The 13,747-nt window shown below is 67.5% G+C and carries 12 protein-coding genes and 1 tRNA gene; 7 read left to right on the top strand and 6 right to left on the bottom strand.

Going from position 1 to position 13,747, the window contains the following annotated elements:
- Positions 1-82: 82 nt before the first annotated feature.
- Positions 83-538 carry a hypothetical protein gene (locus tag AC1RR5_RS10170; RefSeq protein ID WP_492921342.1) on the bottom strand — a complete coding sequence of 152 codons (456 nt, stop codon included), beginning with the start codon at positions 536-538 and terminating at the stop codon, positions 83-85.
- An 89-nt stretch (positions 539-627) separates the two neighbouring features.
- Between AC1RR5_RS10170 and AC1RR5_RS10165 the strand changes: the two genes are divergently transcribed.
- The 4 genes from AC1RR5_RS10165 to AC1RR5_RS10150 all read left to right on the top strand — a co-directional run bounded on the left by AC1RR5_RS10165 (position 628) and on the right by AC1RR5_RS10150 (position 3,276).
- Positions 628-702: transfer RNA gene (locus tag AC1RR5_RS10165), tRNA-Thr, on the top strand.
- Positions 703-1,118: 416 nt separating this feature from the next.
- Positions 1,119-1,430 carry a putative quinol monooxygenase gene (locus AC1RR5_RS10160; RefSeq protein ID WP_492921266.1) on the top strand — a complete coding sequence of 104 codons (312 nt, stop codon included), beginning with the start codon at positions 1,119-1,121 and terminating at the stop codon, positions 1,428-1,430.
- 93 nt (positions 1,431-1,523) lie between these two features.
- On the top strand, positions 1,524-2,033 hold the full coding sequence (locus tag AC1RR5_RS10155) for a pyridoxamine 5'-phosphate oxidase family protein (protein WP_492921265.1): 510 nt from the start codon (positions 1,524-1,526) through the stop codon (positions 2,031-2,033).
- Between the two features lie 28 nt (positions 2,034-2,061).
- Entirely contained in the window at positions 2,062-3,276 is a 1,215-nt protein-coding gene (locus AC1RR5_RS10150) for an NAD(P)/FAD-dependent oxidoreductase (protein ID WP_492921264.1), read from the top strand.
- 46 nt (positions 3,277-3,322) lie between these two features.
- On the opposite strand, the gene AC1RR5_RS10145 is transcribed toward AC1RR5_RS10150, so the two are convergent.
- A complete protein-coding gene (locus AC1RR5_RS10145) occupies positions 3,323-5,416 on the bottom strand; it encodes a catalase (RefSeq protein ID WP_492921263.1) in 2,094 nt (697 codons plus the stop codon).
- Between the two features lie 168 nt (positions 5,417-5,584).
- Here AC1RR5_RS10145 and AC1RR5_RS10140 point away from each other — a divergent pair, with 168 nt between their 5' ends.
- A complete protein-coding gene (locus tag AC1RR5_RS10140; protein ID WP_492921262.1) occupies positions 5,585-6,550 on the top strand; it encodes an NAD(P)/FAD-dependent oxidoreductase in 966 nt (321 codons plus the stop codon).
- On the opposite strand, the gene AC1RR5_RS10135 is transcribed toward AC1RR5_RS10140, so the two are convergent.
- Complete coding sequence (locus AC1RR5_RS10135; RefSeq protein ID WP_492921260.1) at positions 6,547-7,806, bottom strand: DUF2252 family protein; 1,260 nt, start codon at positions 7,804-7,806, stop codon at positions 6,547-6,549. The genes AC1RR5_RS10140 and AC1RR5_RS10135 overlap by 4 nt on opposite strands.
- Positions 7,806-8,672 (bottom strand): DUF1206 domain-containing protein, encoded by an 867-nt coding sequence (locus AC1RR5_RS10130; RefSeq protein WP_492921259.1) that lies wholly within the window; start codon positions 8,670-8,672, stop codon positions 7,806-7,808. The genes AC1RR5_RS10135 and AC1RR5_RS10130 overlap by 1 nt, the downstream gene beginning before the upstream one ends.
- Before the next feature lie 215 nt (positions 8,673-8,887).
- Here AC1RR5_RS10130 and AC1RR5_RS10125 point away from each other — a divergent pair, with 215 nt between their 5' ends.
- Positions 8,888-9,547: an alpha/beta hydrolase gene (locus tag AC1RR5_RS10125; RefSeq protein WP_492921258.1), complete on the top strand. Its 660-nt coding sequence runs from the start codon at positions 8,888-8,890 to the stop codon at positions 9,545-9,547.
- Positions 9,548-9,637: 90 nt separating this feature from the next.
- Entirely contained in the window at positions 9,638-10,183 is a 546-nt protein-coding gene (locus tag AC1RR5_RS10120) for a DUF1697 domain-containing protein (protein WP_492921257.1), read from the top strand.
- Positions 10,184-10,221: 38 nt separating this feature from the next.
- Here the strand turns inward: AC1RR5_RS10120 and AC1RR5_RS10115 are convergent, their stop codons facing one another.
- Both AC1RR5_RS10115 and AC1RR5_RS10110 read right to left on the bottom strand, forming a co-directional pair.
- Positions 10,222-13,488 (bottom strand): glycosyl hydrolase, encoded by a 3,267-nt coding sequence (locus AC1RR5_RS10115; protein WP_492921256.1) that lies wholly within the window; start codon positions 13,486-13,488, stop codon positions 10,222-10,224.
- Positions 13,489-13,542: 54 nt separating this feature from the next.
- Complete coding sequence (locus tag AC1RR5_RS10110) at positions 13,543-13,743, bottom strand: hypothetical protein (protein WP_492921255.1); 201 nt, start codon at positions 13,741-13,743, stop codon at positions 13,543-13,545.
- Between the last annotated feature and the right edge of the window lie 4 nt (positions 13,744-13,747).

The following is a 13,747-nucleotide window of genomic DNA, read 5'->3' as shown; positions in this document are numbered from 1 at the left end:
GTCGCCGCGCGGCTCACATGTGAGCCGCGCGTTCTATCCGTTGCAAGAGGGGTTGCAAGGGCTCCCCATCGAAATTGGCAGGCTAAAGCGGCGCGGAGAGATCGTAGGGACGCTCGTCGTCAGGCCATCGCAGGTCGTGGGTGGCGCCGGCTACGTCCAGGGCGACCTGGGCCAGGTCCAGCGCCTTGCGGATCGCCGAGAGACCATCGCGGCCGAAGGCGGCCTTGCCGTGCTCGGTGTCGAACTGGCCGCCGTCGCCGGTCAGCCGCACCGCGACCGCCCAGCCCTCGCCGTCCGGATGGGGGAACGGCGCCGACAGCTCGATCGCCAGGGCGGCGCGATTTCCGTCGCGGTGACTTATCCCCAGCAAGCTTCGAACGACGTTATACGGCTTGGGCGCGGCTTCGGCGGCGGCGGTCGCGGGATCGACATCCCCGCCAGAACTCCCACGGGCCGCGGCTTTCCGCTTACGGAGGTTCGTTCTGAGCGCTTCGGCGAGCTTGGCTTCGCGGGTCGTCTTGTCGTCGCTGATCGGCATGCGCACGGGGTGCGGCGACAAAGTTCTGCGGTCAAGGCGATTTAGGGCTTGGCGTTCGCGATTCACCTCGCTATACGCCCCTCCTCTTCGCCGCGGTAGCTCAGTGGTAGAGCGCATCCTTGGTAAGGCTGAGGTCCAGGGTTCGAGTCCCTGTCGTGGCACCATGGGGTCCAAGCAAAAACAATTGCTTGGACCCCACCTACTCCCCGAAATCGCAAAGATTCAAAAGCTTGCAGTAAGCAAACGTCCGCTTGAGACGCTTGCGCGCGGCCAGCGCCGCGTCGTGCAAAGCTGACCGGCCAAGGTGGATTTTACCCTTGCCGCGGATCCAGCCGTTGCAACGTGAAAGGCCACTCAGCGCCAGAAGCCGCCCTTAGCTCATGGCCGAGCAGCAGAGATTGGTCGATGCTGAAGTCAGAGCGGTCTTGGGTTCAGCTTTCCCAAACGGGCCTCGGTCACGAGACCTCCAGCATGCTCACAGCGAAGCCCGATTGGCGACTGCTGCCATATTCCGAGAGGGCCGCTTGGTAGTCCTTGTTTGTCGGCGCCGGAACACGCCGTCGACGCAGGGAGGAGCGCCATGAAACGCGAATTCGCCGATAGTCTGGTGATGCTGGCCGAGCTCACAGTCAAGCCGGACAAACTCGCGGAGTTCTTGAACTACACCATCGCGAACCTGGCGATGAGCCGGTCGTATCCCGGCAACATTCAGTTCGACATTTTGATCGACGAGGGCGTTCCGGAGAAGGTGACCTTCTACGAAGTCTGGGAGTCACTGGAGGCGCAGCAGACCTACATGGCTTGGCGCGTCGAGGCCGGCGACCTGACAAAACTGCTTTCGCTACTGGCCTGTGAGCCCAAGTTCACGGCCTTGCGCAGGATCTCCGCCTAGCGCCCCGTTCGAACGCTCCGACGCCAAGCGAGTGCTTTCAGCAACGCGCGGTCGCCCGAAGCGTTTGCTGGGTCCGATCGCGGAGGAAGCACGATGGCCAAGGAACGCACCGACGACAATTCCAAGTCGCCGCAGGAGGTTGAGGACCGCATCTGGGAGCTGGTCGAAAAAATCGACATCGGCATGTTCACGACCTGGGATGGCGAGCAACAACACAGCCGGCCCTTGTCGGCTCGGGTGCGCCGCGACGAACACGCCATCCATTTTCTCGTCGATGTCGAGGGCGACAAGAACGGTCAGGTCGAACACTTCCCCAGCGTCTCATGTGCTTGGGCCGATAACGGCCACTACAAGTATGTCTTGATCGCCGGCACGGCCCGGCTGACCAACGACCGCGCCAAGATCGCCGAGCTGTGGAGCGACTTCGACAAGGCCTGGTGGGAAGACCCAACCGACCCGGCTATTCGCCTCCTGACCCTTACACCCGAAAATGGCGAACTCTGGGATAGCCCAGGCAAGGCCGTGGCGCTGGCCAAGATGGTCATCTCCGCGGTGACGGGCGCGGCGCCCCAGATGGGCGACCACGCCAAGGTCGCGCTCTAGCGTCTGCCTGCGGTTCAAGGGGGGTTTGATGACGGGGACCACGATCAAGCGCGACCTGCGCACCGGGCGCTCGCTTTGGGCCGATAGCCCTGGCCTGGGCGTGCCGGTGCGTGCGCTGACGGCCGCGATCAGCGTCGATGTCGCCATCGTCGGCGCCGGGATCAGCGGCGCCTTCATGGCGCATGAGCTCTCGAAGGATCATTCGGTCGCGGTGCTGGACCGGCGTCCGCCGCTCATGGGGTCGACATTGGCGTCGACGGCGCTGCTGCAATGGGAGATCGACCTTCCGCTCACGGCGCTCGCCAAGAAGATCGGCGCGGCGAACGCCAGGCGAGCCTATCTCCGGTCGCGCCTGGCCGTGGACGCCCTGAAGCGGATCGTGGCCGAAGAGCGCATCGTTTGCGGGCTGAAGGACAAGTCGTCCCTCTACCTGGCGGGCGATGCGTACGGCCATCGCGCGCTGGAGACCGAAGCGCAGGCCCGCGCTGAGATCGGCTTGGACAGCCAATATCTCGATAAGGCCGCCCTGCACGAACGGTTCGGCGTGGAGCGCACCGGCGCTATCCTCTCCAGCGGCTCAGCCAGCGGCGATCCTGCCCGGCTGGCGGCAGCGCTACTGAGGCGCGCTCACGAACGCGGCGCGCGGATCTGGTCGCCCGTCGAGGCGCTGCAGGCGGTCAGCGATCCGGACGGGGTGACGCTGCTGACCGACACAGGTCATGCGGTGCGGGCGAAATCGGTGGTGTTCTGCTGCGGGTACGAATTTCCCAAGACCGTCCCCACCCCAGGGGCCGAGATCATCTCGACCTGGGCGATGGCTTCCAAGCCCCGTCAGCGCTGCCCCGCGTGGCTGCGGGACATGCTCGTCTGGGAGGCGTCCGATCCGTATCTCTATCTGCGCATGGGCGGTGACGGTCGCCTGATCGTCGGGGGCGAGGACGAAGCCTCCGCGGTCGCCCACCAGGACAAGGCAAAGCTGAAGCGCAAGCGCGAGATCCTCACCGGCAAGCTGCAGCGGCTGCTCCCGGACGTCACGTTCGAGATCGACTACGGCTGGGCCGGCGCCTTTGGCGAGAGCGCGACGGGCCTGCCCAGCATCGGGCCTATTGAGGCCATGGATCACACCTGGGCCGTCATGGGCTTTGGCGGCAACGGCATCACCTATTCGGTGATCGCCTCGCAGATCGTCGCGGCCGAGATCCGGGGCGAACCCGACCCGGATGCGGATCTCTATAGGACCTGAGAACGAAGCTCGCGGCGCGTGACCGCGAGCTTCGCCTCGTGAGGCCTTAAGCCAGCGTCCGCACCTTCGGCTCGCGATCCCAGAACCGCTTGGCCGCCGCCGCGATGAAATCGTCGCCGAGGTCGGTGACGCCTTCGTCCGGCTCGACTCCAGCCTTGGCGAGCAGGGGCTGGGCCGCCTCCGTGGCGCCGATGGCCTTCAGGTGGCCGAAGGCGTCCATGACGAATTGCACGGCGGCGGCCTCCTTGAGCAGGGCCGCGCAACCGTCTTCGGACAGCACCAGGGCGATCGCGTCGACCGTCACCGAAGGCGTGCCAGCCAATTGGCCGTCGGCCGCGATCAGGGTTCCGTCCGCGCCCTTGGCCCCGCCGATCTTGGGCGCGATGACCTTGGCCACGGCGCCAGCCTTCTTGATCGCCGCCTTCAGCTTGTCGACCGCCTTGGCGTCCGAGCCATCGGCCACCAGCACGCCGATGACGTGGCCCTTGATGTCGGTGGGCTCCAGCGGGCCGTTGATGATCCGCAGGGCCGGCGAAAGCTCCAGGTCCTGGACGGCGACCGCCGCCTTCGAGGCCTTGGGCACGGGCATGTTCAGGCCCGCACCGACCCGCTTGGCGAGATCGGGATCGACATTGACGAGGTTGGACAGCATCCGCGTCCGCACCGCCTCGATGCCGACCTTGGAGAGCTCGAACACCAGGGCCGAGGCCAGGTGCGCCTGCTCGGCCGGATCCAGCGAGCGGAAGAACAATCGCGCCTGGCTGTAGTGGTCGGCGAAGCTCTCGGGGCGGACCCGCAGCTTCTCCGCGCCCAGGTCGGCGCCGACGCTGGTGGTCCGGAAGCCGGTCACCGGGCATTCGCGCGGACCGCCCTCTTCGCCCGCCGTTTCGGCCAGGCTGTTGGGCTCGTAGTTGGCGCGGCCCTTGGGCTGCAGCATCTGCATCATGCCGTCGCGCTGGAAGTTCATCACCGGACACTTGGGCGCGTTGATCGGGATCTGGTGGAAGTTGGCCGTGCCCAGCCGGCTCTTCTGGGTGTCGAGATACGAAAACAGCCGCCCCTGCAGCAGCGGATCCTCGGTGAAGTCGACGCCCGGCACGATATTGCCGGGGCAGAAGGCGACCTGCTCGGTCTCGGCGAAGAAGTTGTCGGGATAGCGATCCAGCACCATCCGCCCGATCGGCTGCACCGGCAGCACCTCTTCCGGGATGATCTTGGTCGGGTCCAGCACGTCGAACGGCAGGCTGTCGGCGAAGGCCTGGTCGAAGGCCTGGACGCCCAACTCCCACTCGGGGAAGTCGCCGCGCTGGATGGCTTCGAACAGGTCGCGGCGCTGGAAGTCGGGATCGGCGCCGGCGATCTTCACCGCCTCGTCCCAGATCGTCGAGGCCACGCCCTGCTTGGGCTTCCAGTGGAACTTGACGAAGGTGACCTTGTCCTTGGCGTCGACCAGCCGGAAAGTGTGGACGCCGAAGCCCTGCATGGTGCGCAAAGAACGCGGGATGGTCCGGTCGCTCATCGCCCACATGATCATGTGGGTGCTCTCGGGCATCAGGCTGATGAAGTCCCAGAAGGTGTCGTGGGCGCTGGCGGCCTGCGGATAACCGCGATCGGCCTCCATCTTCACCGAGTGGACCAGGTCTGGGAACTTCATGGCGTCCTGGATGAAGAACACCGGGATGTTGTTGCCCACGAGGTCCCAGTTGCCCTGCTGGGTGTAGAACTTCACCGCGAAGCCGCGCACGTCGCGGGGCGTGTCGACGCTGCCCGCGCCACCGGCCACGGTGGAGAAGCGCACGAAGACCGGGGTCTTCTCGCCGGGACGCTGGAACAGATCTGCCTTCGAGAGCTTGGCCGCGCCTTCATAGGCTTCGAAATAACCGTGGGCGGCCGAGCCGCGCGCGTGGACGATGCGCTCAGGAATGCGCTCGTGATCGAAGTGGAAGATCTTTTCGCGAAGGACGAAGTCCTCCAGCAGCACCGGCCCCCGCGCGCCGGCCTTCAACTGGTTCTGGTTGTCGGAGACCCGGATGCCCTGATTGGTGGTCAGGTGGCCCTCCGGACTATGCGGGCCGCCGTCCGGCACGCGCTGATGGGTCTCGTCGCCCTCGCCGCGCTCGGTAATGAAGCCGTCGTCCATGGTCGCCTCCTCGATCCCGCTTTCGGGTCGAGGGCCAAACCCGCGCTAGCCGGGGCGGTTCCGTCGAGTATCAGCCACATCTCAACATGGACGTGTGGATGTAGACGCCGCAGCCGGAACGGGCCTGAGGTCCCGACGGTTTAAGAGCGCCTCTGACCAGGAACCTTCATGCCGCCGATCGCAAATTCCAAAGCCTCGAGCCAAGAAACCCCAGCGAACGCGGCGACCGACTACGACGTGATCATCGTCGGCGCGGGTCCTGCGGGCCTGACGGCGGCGACCTATCTGGGACGCTTTCGCCGAAAGGTCCTGATCCTGGACGGAGGTCCCTCGCGCGCCGACTGGATCCCGGAAAGCCACAACACGCCGGGCTTTTCACGCGGCGTCAGCGGCCGGGCGCTGCTGGACGACATGGGCCGGCAGGCGGCGCTCTACGGCGCTGAGCGGCGATCGGCCAGGGCTCAAACCCTGACACGGGTCACCAACGGCTTCGAGCTTCATCTCGACACGCCCGATGACCGCCCCCTGCGCGCGCGCTTCGTCCTATTGGCGACCGGCGTCGTCGATCGTCTGCCCGAGCTGGACGCGATCGATGCGGCCATCCGCGCGGCCAAGGTGCGTATGTGCCCGATCTGCGACGCCTACGAGGTCATAGACCGTAAGATCGCCGTCCTGGGCGACGGAGATCTGGGCGCGCGCGAGGCTGCGTTCCTGACCACCTACTCCCAGGCCGTCACCCTCCTGCATCTTGGCCCTGCCTCGAACCTCAGCGATCGCCAAGCGCTTGCGGCTCATGGCGTCGAGGTCGCGTCCATCGCCATGGCCGATCTGTCGGTCAGCGCCGACGCTGTCACCGTTCGCTCCCCGGGCGGCTCTGGACGAGACTTCGACTGCCTTTACTTGGCGCTGGGCTGCGAGATGCAGAGCCGCCTGGCGGTCTCGTGGGGTGCGGCGCACGATCCCGATGGCAATCTCCTGGTCAACGCGCACCAGGAAACCTCGATCGAAGGGCTCTACGCCGCCGGCGACGTGGTGCGAGGCCTCAATCAGATCGCCGTGGCCGCGGCCGAGGCGGCGATCGCCGCGACCGACATCCACAAGCGCCTGCGAGCCTTGAACCTCCAGCGTCACTAGGCCGGCGTCTTGCGCGGTCCATCCGGTACGAGCGCCAAGGCGTAGCGGCGGCAGTGTTCCAAGTAAGCCGCCTCGTGCACGGCGGTCAGGTCCACGACGCTGGACCAGAGCCATGAAGGGGCATCGAGCGCGCCGGAACGGTTGCGGGCCAGGTCCGCGATCCAGGCCTTGCGTGTCGCCTCGTCCATCTGCCGGCCATGGGCGTGACCAACGACCCGGGCCAAGGATTTGGCGGCGTCCATCGCTTCAACCGGCGACAGACCGACGATCTCCAGCTTCATGTCTTGCGGCATCAGCTCGCGCACGAAGACGGCCTTGTCCAGGAGGCGCCCCGCCGCCATGCGCTGTCCGAGGTTGGGCGACAGGGCCAGCGCCCCGGCCACGACCCGTTCGGCATTGTCGCGCGGCATGGCGGCCTTGGGGTCGCGCGGCGCGGCGGCCTTGATCGCCTCCTTGATGTCCAGGAAGCAGATGTCGGGCGCGCGGTCCCCGCCATCGACTTCCAGCAGAACGGCGAAGCGCAGGCGGCCCAGCGAGCTGCAGCCCTTGACCCAATAGGCGGCGTCCAGGAGGCGAATGTCGTCCTTGCGGCCTCGCGACTTGAGGCTGGTGACCAGATCTCGCACCGCATCGCTCTGGCAGATCGCTTCGATCTCGTGGCGCTCGGTGCGCGTGATGGGCCAGAAGCGGCGGCCAATCGGAATCTCTGGCCGTACGCCGCTCAGGCGCTCGCCGGCCAGGTGCTTCCAGGCCCGTCGCTCGGCTTCGCGCACGACCGCCCCGATCATCGGCGGATGCGGCGCCTCGATATCGAAATCGCCCGCCAGCGCGTCCTCGTAACCCTCGACCATCGCCTCCAGCATCTGGGCGGTGATGACGCCGGGCAGGTCCGAACCGCGCGCGGCCGAGGCCAGCGACAGGCCCAGGCGGATCAGGTCGTGCGCCGGATTGCCGATCACGGTCTGGTCGAGATCGCGGATCTGGATGTCGACCTGGCCCTTGGCGTTGGCCAGAGGCCCGAGATTGCCCAGATGGCAGTCGCCGCAGATCCAGACTGGCGGACCAGCCGGAAGGCTGGTCTGACGCCCCTCCAGCCACTCGTAGAATTTGACCGTGCTGCCCCGGACATAGGCATGGGCCGAGCGCGCCATCTTGAGATTGCGCGTCCGGACAAGGACGGGTCCGCGCTTGGCCGGCCGCACGGCCAGAGCCTCGCGCGCGGCGCCCTTGGCGCGTTCGATGCGATCCTTGGCCATCAGGGCAGCGCCTCGGCCGGACGGATATGTCGGAAGGCCGCCTCCACGAACCCGAACAGGCCGAAGGCGACGAGGCCCATGGCCACAAGAGCCAGCACCCAGGAGCCGAACGGCTGGCTCTCAACCGCCTGCAGCGCTCCGCCCCAGCTGCGGGCGTCGCTGCTGCGCGCGTCCAGCCCCGCCTCGATCAGGAAGGCGCCCGCCGGCAAGGTCGCCAAGCCTCTCGCGCCGTAGCCGATCTTGGCCATGGGCACGACCCAGCGGCACACCTTGTCGTCGCACGACAGTCGCTTGGCGAAATCCTGCTTCAGGCCCTGGATGACATTGCCCAGCCCGACGCCAATCAGCCCCGCCCCCGCGAGCAGCAGGAGAATATCGCCGTAGGGCAGCGCCAGGATGGCGGCCGCCGCACCGTGGGCGGCCTGTTCTTCGTCCGCCTCGCCGACATCCTCGACCTCGTCCAGCAGTTCCAGCGCCCAGAGGCCAAGGCCGCCGTAGATCAGGCCGCTGACGGCTTGGCCGATCCGCACGGCGATGGCCTTGGGCGTTGTCCCATGGCGGTCGGCATCGAACACCGCCTGCAACGCCCGCCAGGTCGCAAAACCTAGGAGGCCGACCGCGACGAGCGCCACCAGGACCAGGCCAAGAGGCCAATCGGCCCAGGCCGCCAACATGGCCTTGGCCCCGCGCGCCTTGGGCAGCACGTCGGCGGCGGCCAGCAGGACGATCGCGCCGAGACCAAGATAGACCACGCCGCGCGCAGCGTAGCCCAGGCGCGAAGCCCATTCGAGCAGGCGCGCGAAATCGAGCCGCCTTGTCCAACGCGGTATCTTCAGTCCTGCCAGCACGGCTCTGCTGCGCCCCATGTCCAGCCCTCACGCGATCCGTAGCGGCCAAGCGCTACAGTCGGGCAAACTCAACGGCGCCCTGCTCCTCGGCGTTCCCGAAGGCCTCTTGGTTTGTTTCAAAAGATTGCCCGAAGGTCCTGTCGATCCCATGTCGGACACGGACACTTTCGGTCTCGATCGCTTTTGCCTAGGCTCCCGCTCATCCCTCCCCGCCTTCATTGTTGAGGACCGGCGTGACTGACAGCCTCATGCTCGACGGCCCTGGCCTCGCCCCCGCCTCGGGTGGCGCGCCCAAGTCCCTGGTGATCTTCCTGCACGGCTACGGATCGAATGGGGCTGACCTGATCGACCTCGCGCCCTATTGGGCCCAGGCCCTGCCCGATACCCTTTTCCTGTCGCCCGACGCGCCCCAACCCTGCGACGGCGTGCCTTACGGCCGCCAGTGGTGGCCCCTCACCAGCCTGACGTCACAGGCGCGAGCCTCCGGGGTGCGCACGTCAGCTCCGGCCTTGAACGCCTATATCGACGCCCAGCTGGCGGCCCATGGCCTGACCGAGGACAGGCTCGCCCTGGTAGGATTCAGCCAGGGCGCGATGATGGCCCTCCATGTTGGCCCGCGGCGCACCAAAGCCCTGGCTGGGATCATCGGCTTTTCGGGAATGCTCGCCGATCCCGAGGCCCTGGCCGCTGAGGTCGTGACCAAGCCTCCGGTGCTGCTGGTGCATGGCGACCGCGACGAGGTCCTGCCAGTCGCCGCCCTTCACCAGGCCGAAGCCGGCCTCAAGGCGCTCGACTTCGAGGTGGCCGCGCATGTCTCGCCCGGCCTGGGACACAGCATCGATGAGATCGGCCTGCGGCTGGGCGCGCGATTCCTGATCGAAAAGCTCGTCTGAACGCGTCGAGCACGAAGCGCCGGCCTCAAATCCCCCGCGACGGCGGCCCGCGCAGGGCTTACACAGCCGCCTCGTTCGAAAGGCTCGACCATGTCTCTTCACATCGCCCTGCTACGCGGCGTCAACGCCGCCGGTGGTCGTCTGATCACCGCCGACGAGCTGACCGGCCTGTTGACCGATCTCGGCCACACCGAAGTCCGCATGGGCCCCAAGGTCGGCGACCTGGTGTTCGAGAGCGGCGAGCGCACCGGCGCGGAACTTCAGACCCAGATCGAAACCGAGCTGATGGCGCGCCTGGGCCTGCGCACCGATGTCTATGTCCGCACCGCCGAGGCCTGGCGGGCCCTGGTCGCGGCCAACCCGTTCCCGGACTTCGCGGCGGCCGATCCGGGCTGGCTGATGACTCTGTTCTGCAAGGACACCCCCGACAAGAAGGCCATGGGCGCCCTGCGCGCGGCTATTCGCGGGACCGAGCAGGCGCGGGCCGAAAGCCGCCAGATCTATGCGATCTATCCCGACGGCGTCGGCGGCTCGAAACTGACCACCAGCCTGGTTGAGAAGACCCTCGGCACGCGGATCACGGGGCGGACGTGGACGGCGGTGCTGGCGCTCACCGAGATGCTCGAGCCGATCTAGTCCTCGCTGCCTTTCCTGTCGCCATCGTCCCGCCCGCACTACCGTCGCTCGATCAGGGTGACCGGCCCGATCAAGCCGGAGGGTGACAGCGGCGCGTTCGGCGGGAACGGGCTGAAGGTGGCCAGAGCCTTGGGCCCCTTGGCGTCGGGCTGGTGGTCGCCGATCAGACGGTTGGGCCACAGGTTGCTGACCCTGACTTCCAGCCTATTGCTCCCCGGCTTCAAGGCGTCGGTCACATCCAGCGCGAACGGCGCGTTCCAGGCCGTACCGACCAGCTTGCCGTTGAGGGTGACGCTGGCCAGGTTCTTCACCTCGCCCAGATTCAGCAGCACCCTGCCCTGCCTGGCCTTTGGCGCCTGGAAGACCGTCACATAGGTCGCCGTGCCCGAGAAGTAACGCACCTTGGGGTCGCCGCTCGCCGTCCACGAGCCGAGCTTGGCCTCTGCGTCTCCGACTTCCGGGAAGGACAGGCGCCAGCCGGCATCCAGCGTCGCGAGGGTCCGGTCGGTTCTGGTGGGCGCCTGATACTCAGCTGCCCCCGGTTTGCGGAAGACGACAAACACGGCGTCGTGCGGGGCAAGCGCCAGCTGGACGCTGGTGCGGCTGTCGGCCGTCCTGTAGCTGGCCGCCTCGATTGATCCCGTATCGGCCCGCCAGACCTCGGCCGCCCGGCCGCTCACCCGGAAGCTGGCCGAAACGTCCTTAGCCTGATCGCCGGGATTGGACACGAAATAGAGGTCGCCGTCCTCCAGGCGCCGGTGGACGAAACGCAGGCCCGCGCCGCCGTCGTCGACGTCCTGGCCGACCGGCGCCAGGGCTCCGGCCAGATCGGTCGACACGTCGGCGAAGGTCTCCGAGGCCAGACGCTGGAACACGGCATCGTCGTCGGCCAGGCTGGGACTACCCACCGGGCGCTGGCCGACGATGGTCACGCCCACGCGCTTGAGTTCCGCGATCTTGCGCAGCACCGGCAAGGTCATGTGGCGGGTGGACGGGTCCAACGCCAGAACGCGATAGCGCGCGCCCGAAGCGCTCACCAATCCGCCGTCCTTGGCCTCCAGCACATTGACCAGGGCCTCGCCGTTGACGAAGTCGTAGGCGTAGCCCGCCGGGATGGCCGGCATCTGCTTGCCGAACAGCTCGGTGATGTTTCCTCCCTCGCCGTAGAGATAGGCGACCTCGGCGACGAACCGCCCCTGCTGCAGCAAATGCGAGCTGCGGGCCAGGTAGTCGATCCAGGGTCCGGCCTGCTCGGCCCAGGTCTCCTTGCGGGTGAACCACTGGCCGAAGATGGCCAGGCTCATGCCGGGTCCGGGCGTGTCGACGGGCTGGTGAACCGACGTGTGGATGATGAAACGATTGAGACCGTTGGCCATCATCGCATCGGCCACCGGCTTCAGGGCCGCCGGGTCATAGCCATAGGTGTTGCTGGCGGCCGTGAACGACTCCGCCGCCACCAGGTTCTGGCCGTAGAGGTGCGCCACCGAAGCGGATTCGCGGATGTCGGCGTCGTAGCTGTGCGGATCGTTGGTGACGGGCACCTGCGTCCAGGTCGCGCCCATCGGCACGTCGGCGCTCTTCTTGACCTGCATGCCGTCGCCGACGAAGGCGCGGCCGGTCTCGTGGGACTCGCCATAGCGCTTCATGCCCCGCGCATGAAGGGCCGCCGACAAAGTCCCGTAGTGCTCGTCGGCGATCAGGTCGCCGATGGTCTGGCGGAAGTCCCACAGGAAGGCGTCGCTGGCCACCGCGCTCTCGACGACCCGGCCGCTCAGCACGGGCAGCCACGGCCGGGGGTCGTAGCCGCGCCGGGCCTCAAACTGCGCCAGCATGGCCTCGGTCCAGTTGGCCGAGCCGGCCTCCCAGCTGTCGGTGACCACCGCCTGGACGCCGCGCTTGCCCATCAGCGCGGGCCCGACCGCCTTCTCGTATTCGCCGAGATAGGCGTCGGCATAGGCCTTCACATGCTCGCCGTTCAGCTTGTCGACCTCCAGACCGGTTCCTTCGTCGGAGGCGGGGCTGTTCTGGCGGCCGGTCAGGGAATAGCCGTAGCGCAGGACCACCCATTTCCCGGCGGGCGGCGTCCAGTCCAGGCTGCCGTCTGCCTTCAGGCGATCGGTGAGGTCAATGATGTCGGCCCGGCGGATGACGGCGTCGGCGGCGATCCGCGGCGTCGGTTCGTCGCCCAGCCCCATGGCCGACGACCAGCCAGCCTTGTCCTCGAACCGATGGACGCGCGCCCCGACCTCGAAGGACAGCTCGGCGATCTTGTGGCTGGTCGGCGCGGGGATCCCAAACATCGCCGAAGCCGGATCAGGCTTGCGCGGCAGGAACACGACCCGGAAATAGCGCGCCGTGGTCGCGGCGAAGGCCACGGTCTGCTGGAGCGCGCCGTGCGTTGGCAGCTCGGTCAGGGCGCGGAAGGTCTTGCCATCATCGCTTGCCTCGATCCGCCCCTCCGGCGCGGTGGCGCCGAACTCGCCGAACCCACCGGCGTGGGCGGCGACCAGACGCAAGGCCCGCAGGGTCTGCGGCCGGCCATAGTCGAACTGGACCCAGGTCTCGCGGTCGGGCGCGAAGGAGAGCTCGACCTGGCGCACCAGGTCGCCGTCGCCCAGCGTCGCCACGTCCACCGCGCTGCTGGCGATCACCTTCGCCGCGGCCGGCGCGGTTTCCGCCGCTGGCAGGCGATAGGCCACGACGGCGGCGTCGCGATACAGGGTCGGCGAAACGCCCTTGACCGCGGCCATGGCCGAACCGCCACCGGGCACGGCCTGGAACGGGCCAGTGGTCGAGGGCGGCGCGGGCAAGGACTTGTCGAGCTTGCGGCCGCCATCGACCGTGAGTTCGCTCCAGACCAGCTTCTTCATGGCCTGCTGCGGCGTGACCCAGGGACCGCCCGTCTCGCTCCAGCCCGGCGAGCCGGCGATGGCGAATTCGAAGCCGTTGGCGTCGGCCGTTTCGACCGCGTGCTTGAAGGCCGCGCGCCACTCGGGCGTCATGAACACCAGGCGCTTGTCGACCAGTTGCGGCGTGTTGAACGGTCCGGCCGGCTCGTTGAACGAAGCGTCGAAGTTCTGCACTCCGGCCAAGCCGATGCGCTTCATCCAGGCCAGGTCCTTATCGATCCCGTCCTGGGTGATGTTGCCGTTCATCCAATGCCACCAGACGCGCGGCCGGGCGGTGTTGGGCGGATTGGCGAAGGCCTTGTCCAGCCCGTCCACCGCCTGGCGCGCCAAGGCGGGTGAGCCGCAGAGCATGGCGGCCAGGGCCGCTCCGGCGATCAGGCGACGGGCAAGGGTCATGGTCGGTCTACTCCGGGGCCGGAAGCATACGCCGCCGGCCGAACACTGTCGGGATCAGTTCGCGCGCCGAGCTTTCAGCCGCTCGACGGTCAGGGCCATGAAGCCGCCGAAGAAGCCGCTGAACAGGCCGCTCACCCCGTTATCCAGGGCGTTGACGATGGAGTTCGGCGGCACGGGGACGAGATAACCGACCAGGGCGCTGATCACCGCGCCGATGACGCCGCCGATGAGACCCGCGAGGATGGCTTTCTTCATCGGC

Source organism: Caulobacter sp. GW821-FHT11E11, from assembly GCF_058808315.1.
The sequence above is the reverse complement of the archived record's forward strand: the minus strand, read 5'-3'. Positions and strand labels throughout refer to the sequence as shown.

Coding starts and splice junctions, on each gene's coding strand:
- AC1RR5_RS10170 (WP_492921342.1), bottom strand. CDS start 538: ATGCCGATCAGCGACGACAAGACGACCCGCGAAGCCAAGCTCGCCGAA.
- AC1RR5_RS10160 (WP_492921266.1), top strand. CDS start 1,119: ATGAAACGCGAATTCGCCGATAGTCTGGTGATGCTGGCCGAGCTCACA.
- AC1RR5_RS10155 (WP_492921265.1), top strand. CDS start 1,524: ATGGCCAAGGAACGCACCGACGACAATTCCAAGTCGCCGCAGGAGGTT.
- AC1RR5_RS10150 (WP_492921264.1), top strand. CDS start 2,062: ATGACGGGGACCACGATCAAGCGCGACCTGCGCACCGGGCGCTCGCTT.
- AC1RR5_RS10145 (WP_492921263.1), bottom strand. CDS start 5,416: ATGGACGACGGCTTCATTACCGAGCGCGGCGAGGGCGACGAGACCCAT.
- AC1RR5_RS10140 (WP_492921262.1), top strand. CDS start 5,585: ATGCCGCCGATCGCAAATTCCAAAGCCTCGAGCCAAGAAACCCCAGCG.
- AC1RR5_RS10135 (WP_492921260.1), bottom strand. CDS start 7,806: ATGGCCAAGGATCGCATCGAACGCGCCAAGGGCGCCGCGCGCGAGGCT.
- AC1RR5_RS10130 (WP_492921259.1), bottom strand. CDS start 8,672: ATGGGGCGCAGCAGAGCCGTGCTGGCAGGACTGAAGATACCGCGTTGG.
- AC1RR5_RS10120 (WP_492921257.1), top strand. CDS start 9,638: ATGTCTCTTCACATCGCCCTGCTACGCGGCGTCAACGCCGCCGGTGGT.
- AC1RR5_RS10115 (WP_492921256.1), bottom strand. CDS start 13,488: ATGACCCTTGCCCGTCGCCTGATCGCCGGAGCGGCCCTGGCCGCCATG.
- AC1RR5_RS10110 (WP_492921255.1), bottom strand. CDS start 13,743: ATGAAGAAAGCCATCCTCGCGGGTCTCATCGGCGGCGTCATCGGCGCG.